General features: G+C 40.9%; 16 protein-coding genes. 6 read left to right on the top strand and 10 right to left on the bottom strand.

Annotated features, from left to right (window positions below):
• Positions 1 to 5: 5 nt before the first annotated feature.
• The 4 genes from JZO85_RS11410 to JZO85_RS11395 all read right to left on the bottom strand — a co-directional run bounded on the left by JZO85_RS11410 (position 6) and on the right by JZO85_RS11395 (position 4,259).
• On the bottom strand, positions 6 to 872 hold the full coding sequence (locus JZO85_RS11410; RefSeq protein ID WP_207108656.1) for a nucleotidyl cyclase domain-containing protein: 867 nt from the start codon (positions 870 to 872) through the stop codon (positions 6 to 8).
• Positions 873 to 885: 13 nt separating this feature from the next.
• The gene (gene wecB / locus JZO85_RS11405) at positions 886 to 2,019 is read right to left on the bottom strand and encodes a non-hydrolyzing UDP-N-acetylglucosamine 2-epimerase (protein WP_207108655.1); all 1,134 of its coding nucleotides are present in this window, start codon (positions 2,017 to 2,019) and stop codon (positions 886 to 888) included.
• Positions 2,020 to 2,313: 294 nt separating this feature from the next.
• Positions 2,314 to 2,967, bottom strand: a complete 654-nt coding sequence (locus tag JZO85_RS11400; protein ID WP_207108654.1) for a YoaK family protein — start codon at positions 2,965 to 2,967, stop codon at positions 2,314 to 2,316.
• Positions 2,968 to 3,104: 137 nt separating this feature from the next.
• Positions 3,105 to 4,259: a cobalamin-independent methionine synthase II family protein gene (locus JZO85_RS11395; protein WP_207108653.1), complete on the bottom strand. Its 1,155-nt coding sequence runs from the start codon at positions 4,257 to 4,259 to the stop codon at positions 3,105 to 3,107.
• 114 nt (positions 4,260 to 4,373) lie between these two features.
• Here JZO85_RS11395 and JZO85_RS11390 point away from each other — a divergent pair, with 114 nt between their 5' ends.
• Positions 4,374 to 5,300, top strand: coding sequence for a LysR family transcriptional regulator (locus tag JZO85_RS11390; protein WP_207108652.1), 927 nt, complete (start codon positions 4,374 to 4,376; stop codon positions 5,298 to 5,300).
• An 89-nt stretch (positions 5,301 to 5,389) separates the two neighbouring features.
• On the opposite strand, the gene JZO85_RS11385 is transcribed toward JZO85_RS11390, so the two are convergent.
• Entirely contained in the window at positions 5,390 to 5,782 is a 393-nt protein-coding gene (locus JZO85_RS11385) for a DUF454 family protein (protein WP_207108651.1), read from the bottom strand.
• A 261-nt stretch (positions 5,783 to 6,043) separates the two neighbouring features.
• Between JZO85_RS11385 and JZO85_RS11380 the strand changes: the two genes are divergently transcribed.
• Together JZO85_RS11380 and JZO85_RS11375 are read left to right on the top strand one after the other, a co-directional pair.
• Positions 6,044 to 7,198 (top strand): CapA family protein, encoded by a 1,155-nt coding sequence (locus JZO85_RS11380; protein WP_207108650.1) that lies wholly within the window; start codon positions 6,044 to 6,046, stop codon positions 7,196 to 7,198.
• Positions 7,199 to 7,279: 81 nt separating this feature from the next.
• Entirely contained in the window at positions 7,280 to 8,248 is a 969-nt protein-coding gene (locus tag JZO85_RS11375) for a helix-turn-helix transcriptional regulator (RefSeq protein ID WP_207108649.1), read from the top strand.
• A 107-nt stretch (positions 8,249 to 8,355) separates the two neighbouring features.
• On the opposite strand, the gene JZO85_RS11370 is transcribed toward JZO85_RS11375, so the two are convergent.
• The 4 genes from JZO85_RS11370 to JZO85_RS11355 all read right to left on the bottom strand — a co-directional run bounded on the left by JZO85_RS11370 (position 8,356) and on the right by JZO85_RS11355 (position 11,695).
• Positions 8,356 to 9,198 (bottom strand): aldo/keto reductase, encoded by an 843-nt coding sequence (locus tag JZO85_RS11370; RefSeq protein WP_207108648.1) that lies wholly within the window; start codon positions 9,196 to 9,198, stop codon positions 8,356 to 8,358.
• Positions 9,199 to 9,338: 140 nt separating this feature from the next.
• Positions 9,339 to 10,364, bottom strand: a complete 1,026-nt coding sequence (locus JZO85_RS11365) for an LLM class flavin-dependent oxidoreductase (RefSeq protein ID WP_207108647.1) — start codon at positions 10,362 to 10,364, stop codon at positions 9,339 to 9,341.
• Positions 10,365 to 10,523: 159 nt separating this feature from the next.
• Positions 10,524 to 11,075 (bottom strand): P-loop nucleotide/nucleoside kinase family protein, encoded by a 552-nt coding sequence (locus JZO85_RS11360; protein WP_207108646.1) that lies wholly within the window; start codon positions 11,073 to 11,075, stop codon positions 10,524 to 10,526.
• A 23-nt stretch (positions 11,076 to 11,098) separates the two neighbouring features.
• Entirely contained in the window at positions 11,099 to 11,695 is a 597-nt protein-coding gene (locus JZO85_RS11355; RefSeq protein WP_207108645.1) for a TetR/AcrR family transcriptional regulator, read from the bottom strand.
• 310 nt (positions 11,696 to 12,005) lie between these two features.
• Here JZO85_RS11355 and JZO85_RS11350 point away from each other — a divergent pair, with 310 nt between their 5' ends.
• Together JZO85_RS11350 and JZO85_RS11345 are read left to right on the top strand one after the other, a co-directional pair.
• The gene (locus JZO85_RS11350; RefSeq protein ID WP_207108644.1) at positions 12,006 to 12,887 is read left to right on the top strand and encodes an ABC transporter ATP-binding protein; all 882 of its coding nucleotides are present in this window, start codon (positions 12,006 to 12,008) and stop codon (positions 12,885 to 12,887) included.
• A gap of 23 nt (positions 12,888 to 12,910) precedes the next feature.
• Positions 12,911 to 14,524 (top strand): ABC transporter permease, encoded by a 1,614-nt coding sequence (locus JZO85_RS11345; protein WP_207108643.1) that lies wholly within the window; start codon positions 12,911 to 12,913, stop codon positions 14,522 to 14,524.
• Positions 14,525 to 14,598: 74 nt separating this feature from the next.
• On the opposite strand, the gene JZO85_RS11340 is transcribed toward JZO85_RS11345, so the two are convergent.
• Complete coding sequence (locus JZO85_RS11340) at positions 14,599 to 14,931, bottom strand: hypothetical protein (protein WP_207108642.1); 333 nt, start codon at positions 14,929 to 14,931, stop codon at positions 14,599 to 14,601.
• Positions 14,932 to 15,791: 860 nt separating this feature from the next.
• On the opposite strand from JZO85_RS11340, the gene JZO85_RS11335 reads away from it, so the two are divergent.
• On the top strand, positions 15,792 to 16,606 hold an 815-nt coding region (locus tag JZO85_RS11335), incomplete at its 3' end, for a site-specific integrase (protein ID WP_207108641.1).

Raw genomic sequence — 16,606 nt, 5'->3', positions numbered from 1 at the left:
CCTCCTTATAAAATGTATTCATCCGTCAAATCGGCTTCGGAGCGTCGTCTCACACGACTGATAACCTGTTCGGCGGTTAATTCTGTAGAACCTTCAATTGCCATTTCACCAAAACGAATCACCGTGTTTTGGGAACGTTCGAAATTTTTAAATGGAAATAGAGAAAATTGTGTTTTCGTTATCCGGTTCAGCTCTTGGATAAACGTCAAACTATCTCCTGAATGATAAATAGGAGACATGACGACAAAGGTGCCATCCCCTAAATAGAACTGATCTTCTTCTGGTAAACGAATATCACTCAATTCTTGCGCCAAGGCCTGCAGCAATTGATCGGTCGCCTGGTCATTTTGGTACCGCAATTGCTCGATGTAATCAACTGTATAGAAGGATACGATGAGACCACGGCCAATTTTTTCATACAAATTCATGGCGCATTTAAATTTTTCAAAGCGGGCTTCAAATTCTTTTTTGTTATACAAACCAGTTGTTTCATCTAAGGTTGTCAAATAATGCCGCATTCTTGGCTGAAAGGTATTTGAGCGCCGATTGAAGAGCACACTATTTTTTGTAATAAGTCCCAAGACAGCAAAGATCGGAATAACGATGATCAAGTAAATTTTTTCCAGCCGCGGCATGATAATAGGCGTGTAATACAGCAAGTACGTTCCTGTAGCCATCACCATCATAGAGAAAACCGCGACCGTAATAGTATTCCCTAAAAAACCAACAAGTAATCCGAAAAAGGCTAAGAGAGAAATACTTAACACAGGAACAAAACCAAAACGATCATCTAAAATCAAATTTTGAATGAGAAAGACGGCGGCTAGTAAGATCATCATCCACTCGATTCGAATTCGTTGGATATATTTCATATCGTAGTTCTCCTTAAAGGCTGAAGTCTTCTGGGCGTTCGGCTAGTTGAAAGTAGTGTGCGATCGCTTCTGCAATTCGTTCGCTGGCTTTTCCATCGCCATAAGGATTGCTGGCCTTTGCCATTTTGTCATAAGCAGCTGGTTCTTCAAACAACTCTTTGATCGTCGTGTAAACAGTCTGAGCATCGGTTCCAACCAATCGCAGTGTCCCAGCCGCTACTCCTTCTGGTCGTTCTGTTTGGTCACGCAGCACCAGCACAGGAACTCCTAAGGATGGCGCTTCCTCTTGAACACCGCCGGAATCTGTTAAGATCAAATAACTCTGTTTAGCATAATTATGGAAATCAATAACATCTAACGGTTCGATCAATGAAACATTTTCCAGGTTGCCTAAAAGATCTAGGGCAACTTTTCGAACGGCTGGATTTTTGTGCATTGGAAAAACAAATTGAGTGTCTGGATAATCCTTGGCGGCTTTTTGTATCGCACTAAACACAGCATGCATCGGTTCGCCCAAATTTTCGCGGCGATGCATGGTGACTAGAACGATCCGGTCCAGATCCTTTGAAACAGCGGCTGGAATCACGTAATTCTTATCTACAGTATTTTCCATCGCGTCGATCGCCGTATTTCCTGTAACATATAGGTATTTTTCCGGGTGATTTTCCTTAACCAGATTTTCTTTGCTTTTCATTGTTGGAGCAAAATAAAGGTCGGTCAGGTCATCTGTTAATTGTCGATTCATTTCTTCTGGAAATGGAGAATATTTATCCCAAGTTCGCAGCCCAGCTTCAACGTGTCCGATAGGTATCTGTTGGTAAAAGGCACTTAAAGCAGCCGCAAAAGTCGTTGTGGTATCTCCGTGGACCAATAAAATATCAGGTCGATCTTCCAGTAAGATGGCAGTCAATTTTTCAAGGACACGACTAGTGATCTCACTTAAAGTCTGACCCTGATGCATAATATTCAAATCATAATCAGGAACGATCGAAAAGGCCTGCAGCACTTGATCGAGCATTTCTCGATGCTGTCCAGTAACCACTACTTTGGACTCAAAACGTTCATCTGCAGCTAGCTTCTTGGCTAATGGCGCCATTTTGATCGCTTCTGGTCGTGTTCCAAATACTAAAAATACTTTTTTTCTCATAATAATCCTCCGAAAAAAATTAAATTTTATAGATGAATGAAAGGAAAAGTAAAAGAAGTAATTATGATAGTTCATTCACCCATTAAAAAATTCATCATTCATTTTATTTATGTGTAAGGTTTAGTATAAGAAAGGTTCAGTAATTTGTCTTATAAAACGTCTTGATATTCTCATAATTTATAAAAATAAAATAATTATCAATTGTGAGAAAAAAATGACTATTACTATAGTCTAATGGCACTCCCGAGAATCCTATTAAAACAAAAAAACAAAAAGAGAGCGCTCTTTTTGTTTTTAATGAGAAGTATATGGATCTGTTATTAATAAGCCCCCTGCGATTGTTAAAAAGACCAGGCTGAATAGGATCGTCCGCTGAGCGAAATAAGAAACTAAAAATCCATTTAATAAAGCACCTAAGACAAAGCTGCCTAAAATAATCAAGGTGTCACGAAAAGCTGTTTGCTTAGCGGCATCATGTTTGATGTAGCCTTCAAAAAAGTTAGTTGAAAGATTTCGTAGATTTCCTGTCATCATCAAAGAAGTAAAAGGCTTGCCCTTCAGCTTTTGAAATTCCTGAAGCTGAGCAGCCGCTGCTGCAGAGAGCAGGGCGTTCGCTAACAAATTTGGCAGATGTGAAGAGAAGAGACCTACGAGTAATAGTAATGTGCTTTCAAAAATCAAAAACCAAAGCTGCTGATTTTTTCTGAGCTTGGTTTGCAGGTAGCGTGCCAGCAATGCACTAAAGGCAAACGCGAGAATCGGTATCAAATAATGAAATAGCGCACGCCAGTGGCCCTGACCTAAATGAACCCCCAGCAAAATAAAATTTCCTGTTTGAAGTCCTGCGAATACTTCCCCATGCACCAGATAAGTATAAGCATCCAAGCCTCCAGCTGTTGCTGCTAAAGCCATCCCGAAGATCAGCCGTTCATGAACGTTTTCTTCCATTTTTCTGCACCTCTTTTTTTCTTCATCAGAAGTGTACGTCAAATGAAGAAAAACGACAAAAAAAGTGTCTCGTCAGTATGTTCTCCACAAAAAACAGGACAAGCGAAAAGGAATCGCTTGTCCTGTTTAAGCAGTAACTAGTTATTCGCAAAATAATCTTTGGCAATTTTTTGCCCCTGATCAATTTTTGCCCACTGTTCATCAAAGGTCAGATTGTTTCCGCTGTCGCAGGAAGCAAATCCGCATTGGTGAGATAAAAATAGGCGCTCTTTTGGAATGATCGTACTGGCTTTGTCGAGATAGTGAAGCACACGAGCTTCATCATCTAATGTATTGGTTTTACTAGAAAGCAGCCCAAGCACCACTTCCACATTTTCTTTGTCTTTCAAGACTTCTAGCGCAGATAAGTCGCCCGCACGTTCATCATCCCATTCCAAGAAGAAGCGATCATAGTGCTGCTCGCCGAGGAATTTTTCAGCAATGGCTTGATAGGTGCCGCCAGAAGCATGGCGAGATTCATAATTTCCGCGGCAATTATGGGTCCAGACCTGTAACCCCAGCTCGTGCCCGAAATCAGCGATCTCATTATTTACTGCTACGAACTCATTTGCTAAATCAATCAAATCCACATTGCCTTCTGCGAAGAAGCTGTCTTTATTGCTAGAATCAAAAAGCTCCCAGAGACAGTCATCGAATTGCACGATCTTACCGCCAGCTGCCTGATATTCTGTTAGGAATTCTTTGTAGGCGTTAATCAGTCCAGCTTTTAATTCTTCTTTCGTTTTGTAAACTTGATCTGTACCGAATAATCCGTCAAAGACGGAGAGTTCAGTAAAGGCATGAGCAATGCTCCATACGGTGATTTTAACGTCATGGCCCTGAGCCTGATCAGCGGTTTTCTTAAAAATCTCAAGAAAATGATGGTTTTTTCCCGATAAAGGAGCAACGATTCGAATGCCGATATCTTTGCGCGTTTCAAAAGAATCACCGTCAAAGTCCTTAAACTGATATCCATGGTCAGCGATGTAGCGTTCAATTCCCTGAAGGCCCCAAATAAAATCAAGGTGCCACATTGATTTTGAATATTCGCCGTCTGTAAGAACATCGATTTGATGGTCTATTTGATCATGAATGATTTGTGAGATTGCCTTGCTTTCAGTTTCCTCATACCCAGCAAAATCAGCATAAAAGGGATAGGTGATGTCTTCACGTTGCTCGATTTGATTTTTGTAGTCTAATAATGATTGCGGACGTAATAGCGATCCGACTAATTGAAATCTTGATTTTCCCATTGAAAAAGCCCCCTAATGATTTAAGTTCACTTATCTTATCAAAATTCCGGTATAATAAGTAATACGTATTGACTTTAATTAGTTATAGGCTTTGCCTATCGATAGGAGGAAGCTATGCGCATCCAGCAATTAGAATATTTAGAAAAAATCGCTCAGACGGGTTCAATGAATGAAGCGGCCAAGCAGCTTTATATCTCCCAGCCTAGCTTAACTCAAGCAATCAAGGAGCTGGAAACAGAATATCAGCTCCAGCTTTTTTATCGCAGCAAAACCGGAATGACCTTAACGAATGAAGGGCGGGAGTTCATCAACTATACTCGGGGAATATTGGATCAGGTCAATCTGCTCAATGCGAAATTTAAAACGGAAACGGTCCGTAAGCAGGTGTTTAGTGTTTCCGCACAGCATTATGCTTTTGTGGTACATGCCTTTGTCGAGTTAGTCAAACAGCTTGACGTTGAGGAATATGAATTTACTTTGCGGGAAACACTGACAGAGAATACATTGAACGATGTTCAGCATTTTAAAAGTGAGATCGGGATCATTTATTTGAACCGCTTCAACGAGATGGTTCTGAAACGCTTGATTAATGAGAAGGAGCTGGAGTTTATTCCACTGTTCGAAGCGCAGCCGCATGTTTTTGTCGGCCGTGACAATCCTCTGACCCAAAAGAAAAAACTAAGTCTGGAGGATTTAACAGACTACACGTACTTATCCTACGAACAAGGGGACACGAACTCTTTTTATTTTTCCGAAGAAATTTTAAGTACGATGCACTACAAAAAACATATCAAAATCAGCGATCGCGCGACGATTTTCAATTTAATGGTAGGACTGGACGGCTATACAATCAGCTCAGGGATCATCAGCAGTGAATTGAATGATGAAAAAATTGTCGCGATCCCATTGGAGGTAGAGGATAGTATGCTGCTGGGCTATCTGAAGCACAAAAAAATCGCCCTCAGTCCAATGGGGCGAGAATACATTGACTTGCTCAAGCAGCACATCAGAAATTACGGCTTCGAGGTTTTTGATAAATAAAAAAGGATCGTCAAAGACAAGTATCCAATACTAGTTCTTTGGCGATTCTTTTTCGCAGCAATTTTTATCGATGATGGCGTAAGGGGGCATCAATCATTCGATTCCCTCGTCTTCACGGATATTTTTTTACCCCGCAGGTACCAAGTCAGACCGATGACATGACCAAGATATACGATAACTAGACAAATGCGCATCCATGCGTTGTCTACTAAAAGCCCAGGGATTAAAAAGACTAGGAAGATCATAAAAAACATCCTGACTATTCCGGCATTGGTGATTTTCTTTTTGACGATCGGCTCCTCCACTGTCCGTTGATAGAAGGAAGACTGAATAAACCTATTGTAATAGTTATCCGAACTCCGCAGCCAAAAGAAGGCCGTCAGCAAATAGAAGACAGTTGTTGGTAAAAAAGGAAGAAAAATTCCTAAGGTTCCAAGGGCAAAGGTGATCCCGCCAAGAGCAAAATAAATGATTTTTTTCACACATCTGACCTCCGTTTATAACTATAGCAAAAAAAGAGCTTACCAGCCTATCTTAGGATAAATGGAAATAATTCACAAGTGATTTTTTAGCTCAGAAGAGTGAGAAATAAAAATCAAAGAGAGTCTGTGTTTATATAGAAAAGGGTTAAAATAGCGATTCCTATCTTTATCAAATTAACGTAAAATAGTTTATATAGAAGAAAGTTGTCGCGTTGCAAATGCCAATCGATCGTTACTTAGCTAGCGAAAAGAGGTTAGACTGTGAAGAACTTTTTTAAAATGAGCTTGATCATTCTTTTGTTTCTCAGTGGGTGCGGGAGTAAGGAGCCGGAAAAAAGTGCTAAGGACACGACCTCGGACGTGTCGAAAACGGAAAAGGCTTCTTCAGTGCAGCTAAATTTTTCAGCAGTAGGAGACAACTTGATCCATGATTTTATTTATGATCATTTGCGACAGCCGGATGGGACCTATCGATTTGATGAGATGTATGAACCTACGGAGTATTTAAATAAAGATCGAGACATTTCCTATATTAATTTGGAAACGATCTGCGGGGGAGAAGAACTGGGACTATCTGGATATCCCACCTTCAATGGTCCAACACAGGTGCTGGATTCTTTACATAAGGCAGGCTATAACTGGCTATCTGCGGCTAGTAACCATACCATGGATAAAGGGGAAGAGGGCATCGTTAGACAGCTGGACTATTTGGAGAACTATCCTGATATCACTGTGACTGGATCGCAAAAATCGCCTGAAGCCAAACGTCTCCATATCAAAAAAATCAAAGGGGTCAAGGTTGGCCTGATGTCCTATACGTTCGGGCTGAATGGGATTCCGCTGCCTGAAGGCAAGGATTATTTAGTGAATCTGATCGACGAAGAGCAGATAAAAAAAGATATGAAGCAATTGAATCAGCAGAGTGATATTCAAATCGTCAGTATGCATTGGGGTGAAGAATACCAATTTGTTCCAAATGAAAATCAAACACAGCTGGCACAGCTTTTGAGTGATGCCGGAGTGGATGTGATCGTTGGCGGACATCCTCATGTGATTCAGCCGATGGACTATCTAAAAGGAGAAGCGGGGAATCAAACACTCGTGATGTACTCTTTGGGGAACTTCATTTCCTCACAAGCAGAAAATGATCGAATGCTTGGCGGCATGGGGCGCTGGACGATCGATTATGATAGGAAGAAGAAGGACGTCAAATTTGAAGACGTCGAATTCTGGCCGACAATCACATACATTGGCGATAATTATCAAACCTATCGAACCTATGCCTTGAAGGATTATACGAATGAGCTGGCGAATCAGCACATGATCCGTGTCAATCAAGGGCAGGACTTGTCACGGGAATATTTTATAGAACGGACAAAGCAGATCATGAACGATAAAGTAAAAATCGTCTATTGATTAAAAGAGCAAGTCAAATCAAGCGGCGCCTCTTCCTGATTCCTATAATAAATGTAGGGTAGTCGAAACGGAGGAAATCAAATGTATGAGTGGCAAAGACAAATTCAGCAGATCGTCGATGAAATCGATCAGTGCATTGACAACTACAATGATGAAGCACTGACATTGCGCAGATTATCTCGTAAGATGGGCTATTCTGAGTTCTATACGACGCGAAAATTCAAAGAAATTTCCGGCATGCCATTTCGCGATTATTTGCGTCAACGGAAATTGGCCTTTGCTTTAAAGGAAGTCCGCGACAATGAGAAAAGCTTTTTGGAAATCGCCTTTGATTATGGCTTTTCTTCCCATGAAGCTTTTACTCGTGCATTTAAACGAATGTATGGCGTTGCGCCCAGCGAATATCGGAAAAAGCCTAGGCCAGTCGTACTTCGCACAAAAATCAATCCTTTCGACCGCTACTTTTTAGGATTAGGAGAGATCGGTATGGTGAAATCAACCGAAGATATCAAAACGTATTTTGTTACGATTCCAGACCACAAATTCTTACACATTAAAAACAATCAGAGCAACGGCTATTGGGATTTTTGGGAGAAGCAAAGCCAAATCCCTGGGCAGGACTGTGATACGATCAGCGGCCTGTTGGATAGTATCAAAGGAAAGCTGGATGATGACGGCGGCACCAAAACTGACAGCAGCAGCGGACAGGCGATGGCATATATCAGTGATCCGGAGGGACGTCTTTGTGATTGGGGCTTTTTGCGATCGGAGTGCTATGGTGTCCGTTTACCAGCAGACTATCAAGGGGAAGTACCGGAACAAATGAGGATGATTGATGTTCCCGAAGCGGAATACCTCGTTTTTGAACATGGACCATTTGATTATGAACAGGAAAATCGCAGTGTCGAGGAAGAGGTAGAAAAAGCGATGGCAAGCTTTGATTTTTCTGATACGGACTATCAGTATGATACCATCCCTGGGCGAGTGATCTATTTTTATCATGACCCAGAACGATTTTGGAAGTATGTACGACCAGTAGCTAAGAAATAGCTGAAATTAATAGGTCTAAAAGCGACGCGACTTTAGTCAACCATAAGCGAAACAAAAGCAGCTGACCGGCTATTCGGTTAGCTGCTTTTTGTAGGCTAAAGCAAAGATTATTTTCTGCTCAATGTCCCTTTCAAAAATTCTTCATCATTTGGGTCGCCAGAGCCGCGTTGGTTTTTATCAATTGCAGCGATGAGCGACATTTCTTCATCTGTTAAGGTGAAGTCGAACACATCGATATTTTGTGCGATTCGTTCAGCGTGAACAGATTTCGGAATCACGATAATATCGCGTTGCAAATGCCAGCGCAAGATAACTTGAGCAATACTCTTATTGTGGGCCTCAGCGATTTTCGCTAAAGTAGGATCTTCCATCACATTCCCTTTCCCTTGTCCAAGCGGACCCCAAGCTTCGTGGGCGATATCCAAGCTCTTCAAGTAGTCATGAAGTTCTTTTTGTTGGAAGTAGGGATGCGTTTCAATTTGATCCACTGCGGGTTTGATTTTTGCGGTCGTCAATAATTTTTCCATATGGGGCTTTTCAAAATTTGAGACCCCGATAGACTTGATCAGGCCTTCGTTATACAAGCTTTCCAGCGCACGCCATTTTTCGTTATAGCCTTCGCTCGGCCAGTGGATCAAGTAAAGATCCAAGTAATCAGTTTGCAGTTTCTTCAATGATTCGTGGAAAGCCGCGATCGTATCATCGTAAGTCGTATTATTATTCCAGACCTTTGATGTGATAAACAGATCTTCACGTTTAACGTCGCTCTCAGCAAGAGCTTCACCCAACCAAGCTTCATTGTGATAGATTGTTGCAGTATCAAAGTGACGATAGCCGTCGTTCAAAGCCGCTACTACAGCACTTTTTAGATCATCTGGATCTTGCACTTTAAAAACGCCTAGCCCTAATTGAGGGATCGTTTGACCATTGTTTAATTTCAACTGTTCCATTAAGAAAAACCTCCTAATATAGTCGTTACATAAACTAGTATAACGCTGGATAGGAAATAGCGTAATATTTTTGCTCTTAATGAATAATGATCAAAAAATAAGCTAGCCAAAGCAGGCTAGCTCAATCTTCAATATATTATTTATCTCCAGCCTAAATCAGGCGCGATATCTTTTACGATTGTTTCAAGTAAGTGCATATTGTATTCGACACCCAATGTATTTGGGATCGTGACAAGTACGGTATCAGCTTCCTTGATTGCTTCATCATCCGCCAACTCTTTAGCGATCTTATCTGGTTCACCTGCGAAGGTTTTTCCGAAGATTGTCGGATTCTGATGGTAAGCCAGAAAACCAACTTGATCATAATTTGCCTCATCCCCTTGATGGCCGAATAGTTGACGATCAAGATCTGTCGTGATGGGTTGAATAGAACGAGTGACTAATGTGCGTGGTTCGAAGTTATGACCGGCGTTTTTCCATGCTTCCTTATAAGCGCGTAATTGTTTGGCCTGCTGCACATGGAAAGGTTCATTGGTTTCGTAGTTTACCAAGGTTGATGATTGCAGGTTCATCCCATGCTGCGCTGCCCATATCGCTGTTTGTGTGGAACCGGCGCCCCACCAGATATGCTGGCGCAACCCTTCAGAATAAGGTTCTAAACGCAATTTTCCAGGAGCTTGCGGGAACATGGGTTGCGGATTTTGTTCCGCGAATCGTTCACCTTCGATCAACTTCAAAAACTCCAATGTCCGTTCACGCGTAATATCTTTGATTTCCTCTTCACTGTAGTCATAGCCGAAATATTTCCAACCATCGAGGACCTGCTCTGGTGAACCACGGCCTACGCCCAATTCTACTCTGCCTTGAGTGATGATATCGGTTAATCCAGCATTTTCCGCCATCATATAAGGATTTTCATAACGCATGTCGATCAAGCCAGTTCCGATTTCGATCTTGCTGGTTTTTGCTCCGATTGCGGAAAGTAGAGGAAAAGGTGAACCGATCTGATCCGCAAAATGATGCACGCGATAGTATGCGCCATCGATCCCGATTTTTTCTGCTTCGACGGCTAATTCAATGGATTGCAAATAGGAATCTTTGGCGGTTTTTACAAGTGAACCTTGATCCATCCAATGACCAAAACTCAAAAAGCCAATTTTTTTCACGATAGAAACCCTCCTTAAATCACTGTGATTTACTTACTATTAATAAGTTAATCTGATTCTACTACTTTCCATTTTTAAAAGCGAGGATTTGTTCTCGGGAGAGAAAATATTGAAAAAAAGACCGCTATGCCTGAGCAAGCGGATAGGTTACTGTTTATTCTAACTAGGATTGAGGCGCATGGAATGATCTTGGATACATTGTCTGACTTGATCCAAACTTTGTTCGATTGTTTGAGTGGTTGTATCCAGCACGTGTGCTTCAAATTCTCCCAACTGATTGAATTGATCCCACATTGTTTGAATCAATTCCAGATTGGTTGCTTCATCTAATTTGTTTCGATTCCTGCCTCTAGTGAGTGTTTCCTCCTTCGAAGCTCGTAAAATAATATAATGGACATCGAATCCATCTTTTGCTGCTTGAAACCACGGGTCTAAAAACCAAGGACCGACGATACCATCAACGATTACATCATATCCATTTTGAGCAAAAACTTTCGTAGCTTCTAAAAAAGCGTCGATAACGATCTTATTCTGCAAATGAGCTTTTTTCAAATGAGGTGCAATCCTGCCTTTTTTAATAAAGTGATAAAAATCATCTGTATGCATGTGGACAGATTTTTCTTTATCAGATTGATTCGCAAGCAGTGAAGCGAGGGTGCTTTTCCCTGTTGCAGGTGTACCGGTGATGATGACGATTCTTCCTTGAGTCATAGATGCCTCCTGTTGTTCCCGCCCTATTTCCTTGGGGCCACTCCTTTAACTAAAACCTCTGTCCATTCCGCTGTATAAGGAAGGATTTGTTCATAAATCTGCGGATTGGAGATACCTTCGAGTAGGGCTTGAAAGAACAGCATCAAAAATTCATCGGAATACTTTAAATCAACTTTGCCTTCTTTGCGACCGCGATGGAACATATCCAACATGATTCCGAAGCTTTGATCCGTGTATTCCTGCATCATTCGAGTGAAGCCGTTGTCCTCTTTTTTGGTGTAATACTTCATTAAATCTAGATAGAATTGCTTATTGATTTTTTTTAGGTAGTTGATTTTATTTTGACTCATGGCGATCAACGTCTCTTCGAAGGGGGCGTTTTTCGCCATGATTTCTTTGGCAGTACTGGACATCTCATCCATAGAACGCATGAATACTTCATGGATGAGGTTTTCCTTGCTACCGAAATATTTAAAAATCGACGTTTTTCCGACATTTGCTAATTTAGCCACATCATCGACCGTCAGATTCTCGATGCCATTATCTGTGTTCATCAATATAAAGGCGGCCTGCAGCACCTGGTCTTTTTTTTCTTGTGTTCTTCGTTCAAACCCATTCATAAAAACGCCTGCTTTCTATAAAAAAGAACTTTTTGTTTTAAATAGTTCGTAATTTGATTTAATTATATTATATAGGAAAGAATACGAACTTACAATGGAATAGTAGTTTTAAATTCGCTGCTATTATCGTTGACTCTCTTGTTAAAAGGGGATATTATTGGAGTTGTAAATGAACTTTAGTTTGAAACAAAGGTTAAATCAGTCAATTATGAACTTTATACATATATTAAGTTCGTAAAATGGACATCGTTTTTTGTTTTGGACTGGAAAGCACGTTATAAAATTATGTCGAGAGAGGGAGTTTCGTACCATGACAGAAATTGTAAAAGTACAAGGCTTGCAGAAAAAATTTGGCAAATTCCAGGCATTGAAGGACGTGTCATTCACAGTGAATGCTGGTGAAGTAGTCGGATTTATCGGGCCAAACGGTGCAGGAAAATCAACGACGATTCGCACGCTGCTGGGAATCATCAACCGAGACAAAGGCAATGTCGAAATATTCGGCAAAGATGTTTGGAAGGACAGTTTGGAGATCCACAAACGAATTTCCTATGTACCTGGAGATATCGCGCTTTGGGGCAGTCTTACCGGTGGAGAGATCATTGATTTATTCATTAAGCTTCATGGCGGCGGCAGTAAAGAAAAGCGAGATTACTTGATCAAACGATTTGAACTTGATCCAAAGAAAAAGGCCAAAGGCTATTCAAAAGGAAATCGGCAAAAGGTTGGTTTGATCGCGGCGTTGTCGGTAGAATCAGATCTATACATTCTAGATGAGCCGACCTCTGGCTTGGACCCGTTGATGGAAGCCGTGTTTCAAGAGGAAATAGAAAAAATCAAGCATGCTGGAAAAGCGATCTTATTGTCCTCTCACATTTTGAGTGAGGTGGAACGGTTAGCGGATAAAGTGGCGATCATTCGACGAGGGGAAGTAGTAGAAACAGGTACCTTAGACGAATTGCGACATTTAACGCGCTCGACAGTCACACTGACGACAGAAGGAGCGGTGTCTGAAATCGCAAATGTTCCGGGAGTTCATGATTTTGTTGAGAAGGATGGGAAAGCGACCTTTTCTGCAGATAATGAGGCGATGAATGCGATTTTGATCGAAGCGACCAAATTAGGAGTCAAAAAAATTGAATCTGTACCGCCAACGCTGGAAGATTTATTCTTGCGTCACTATGAAGGCTGATTGTCGGAACGGAGGAAAATGAGATGAATGAGAAATTTGCTCGCTGGAGCGTTTTGTTTATTCAGTACGTAAAACGTGACTGGAAAAAAATAATTGTTTGGATTTTAGGATTAGGAGTATTTTCTGGTGCTTTTGTTCCAGCCTTTGAAGAGATTGGCAAGGGGCAAGGTCTGCTGGGAATGTTTGAAACGATGCAGAATCCAGCGATGATTTCAATGGTCGGACCAACGCCGATCCAATCGGGTGCTGATTATACATTGGGAGCGATGTATGCCCAGGAGATGCTGCTGTTTTGTGGATTATTTGCGATGATCATATCAGCGCTTCATGTTGTGAGTCATACGCGAAAAGAGGAAGAATTAGGATTAACTGAATTAGTCCGATCTTTTCGAGTAGGACGCCAAGCAAATTCGCTGGCAGTCATCACAGAAATGGTTTTGATCAATTTATTACTAGGAGCTTTTATTGGCGGGGTGATGGCAAGCTTTGATGTGACAGCAATCAGTACTGAGGGTGCCTTTCTATTCGGAGCCTCCATTGCGGCAGCGGGGATCATTGGCGGAGTACTGGCTCTGGTCGTGTCGCAGATCATGGCAACTTCTACTGGGGCAACGGGCTCAACCTTGGGGCTTATTGGACTCCTGTATATCGTACGTGCAGGAACAGATGTATCCGATGCGGATTTGTCGATGTTCAATCCAATGGGGTGGACCTACTTGACCTATCCGTTTACAGAGAATAATTGGACACCATTGCTTGCGGCGTTGATTTTCAGTATTGCTCTGACTGTGGCCGCCTTTATATTAGAAGGTCATCGGGACATGGGCGCAGGCTATTTACCCGAACGCGAAGGAAGAGCAACAGCTAAAAAGTCATTGCTTTCTGTTCCTGGGTTGATTTTCAAAATCAACAAGGGAGTGATGATCGGCTGGCTAATCGCTTTTGTCGTTATGGGCGCTGCTTATGGTTCGATTTATGGGGACATGCAGGTTTTCCTTGGAGGAAATGAGCTGATGAAGCAGATGTTCACTCAATCAGGGGTATCCATTGAGGAATCCTTTACGGGGACTATCATGATGGTGATGATCGGACTTGTATCGATTCTACCGATCGTCGTCGTCAATAAATTGTTTTCGGAAGAAACTAGGATGCATCTCAGTCAATTGTATGCAACAAAGGTAACACGTGGACAGCTGTATTGGACGACTGTAAGCCTGGCTATTTTAGCTGGAGTTATAGGAGTCGGCTTGGCTTCTGCCGGGCTGGGCGGTACCGCGATCGCGGCCATGAAAAATAAATCTACGATGGATTTGTTGGACTTCTTAGCTGCGGGCTATAATTTTTTACCGTCTGTGCTGTTTTACATTGGACTAGCTGCGCTTGCGCTAGGCTGGCTTCCTAAGTTTGGAAAAGTCATTTATGCGTATCTTGGCTATTCCTTTGCCTTGAACTATTTTGGCGGCATTCTTGATTTACCTGAATGGTTCGCAAAGACAGCGATCCAAAGCTGGATTCCTCGGATGCCGATGGAGGATTTTGATGGGACCGTCGTGGTGGTGATCACGATAATCAGCGTCGTCTTCATGCTTTTAGGTTATCTAGGCTATAAGAAACGCGATTTAGTAGAAGGTGCATAGAAAAAATATCTAATCAATGATAAATAAGACCGTCCAGCTTCACGAATTGTGAGACTGAACGGTTTTTTGGTGAATCAATTAGTATTCACGATTTTTTGAATCTCTTCTGCGAGATGACGAATCACATTCGGCGCACTTTTTCGAAAATCTGTGGTAAATGAACCAGACAAGCTTTCGACAGTACCGACCTCTTTGTTCATGATGTCAAAAACGGCCAGTGTTTGGTCTTCAGGCTGCCATTTTACCTTCCAATAAGGTCCCTCTAAATCACCATCCAATATTTGCTGGCTATTATCAAGCACTGCTTGCCGAATCACTTCCTCTTCTGAGGTGTCTTTTCCTTTTTCTATTAGATAATTCAGCTTTTGTTCGACTTCATGCATATTTTCGGGAACGAATGAATACATTTTTGGGACGTCCTTTCTTGCCTAATCATGAGGAGCTATTTTCTACAGTTATACTCAAATTTTTGCAAATCCGCAAAGAAAAGCCCTTATACCACATTTGGGAATAAGGACGTAATGATTCTACTCACTTAGGAAGCTCAATGTAATGTTATAGGCAGTTTCTATACGAAAATTAGCTTCATATTATCGTAGGTCAAGACAATCTACTAGTGAGTAAATTGCTGAATCTTTCAACGATTGATTACCATATGACTAAATGCGGTCGTGAAGCCTTTCTGCAATTTATAGAAAATAGAAACGAGAAGCTCATGATAGAATCGACTTTTATAAAACGGTAAGTATATGAAATGCTTATACAAATAAGCACCTGCGATGCAATGTCGCAGGTGCTTTTGTGTTTTCTACATTATTTAATTGTGGTTTAATAAAAAAACGCCGTTTATATAATTAAATAAATGAATATTTTGTCTTTTGTTTTTAATTATTATATAAATTTTGTTTTATAACCTATAATGGGAAGATATCTTTTTTATTTTTAGAAAAGTACCTTTCTGTTTTTTCAAATAATGAACATTTATAAGTTTGGATGTTTATCTGGAGTTTACTTAGTCTTATAAAAAACTAGAAACAGCTGCAACTGAATGAAAGATATCAACTTATTTGTTTGATATATCAAAAACAATTCATAAAGTAATTATATATTATTAATTATTAATAGGCAATACGCTTCATAAAAATAATTATTTTTAGAAAAACCAATAATAAAAAACTAATATCAGCGTTCGTATTGTTGTTTTTTTATAAGAAAACAACGAAAAATGAACCGTCTGGTGAGCCGTCAATATATAGGAGGAGTTTTTATGCGCAAAGGAGAAAATATCTATCTACGAAAGGATGGTCGCTGGGAGGGAAGATATCCCAAAGGAAGGAAAAGTAATGGAAAACTACGATATGGCTACGTCTACGGTCGAAGTTATACTGAAGTGAGACAGCTGCTTTACCCACTGCGAATTCATTATCACTCATTACAAAAGATACAAGGAAGTTCCGCTGAAACGTTTGAGGAATGGTCTGTAGAATGGTTGGCAGAGGTTCAAAGTGAGGTCAAACCGTCAACGCTATCCAGTTATTACTATAAACTGAGCAAGTATGTATTACCGATAATCAGAAATATCCCATTAAACGAACTATCATTAGAAACTGGCAAGACACTGCTTCATGAACTACAAAAGCAATTAGCAAAGTCCACTGTACAAGTTATTTTTCGCATACTAAATAAATGTTTAAATCAAGCAAAAAAAATAGGGAAACTAAATGTGAATCCCTTTACGGAGCTTAAAATTCCCAAGGCTAAACAAACGAGGATCCGTGCACTATCTATGACTGAGCAAAGAAAAGTAATGAATATTGCTACGAAGGAAAAGAAAGGATACGGCATCCCAACACTATTAGCGATGTATTCCGGTATGCGGATCGGAGAAATCGCCGCTCTAAAGTGGGAGGATATCGATTTTGATGAAAATCTTATTTATGTTCGTCATACGTATCAGAGAATCCCAGTAGTAAATGCTAGACGCAGAACGCAATTGATCATGGCTGATTCGAAGACGGAAGCGTCACTAAGGATCATCCCGATGAGTAAAACACTAAAAAAAGTGTTGCTAACCCATCGAAA

Source organism: Candidatus Enterococcus murrayae (assembly GCF_017315985.1).
In the GTDB taxonomy this organism is placed as follows: domain Bacteria; phylum Bacillota; class Bacilli; order Lactobacillales; family Enterococcaceae; genus Enterococcus_A; species Enterococcus_A murrayae.
The sequence above is the reverse complement of the archived record's forward strand: the minus strand, read 5'-3'. Positions and strand labels throughout refer to the sequence as shown.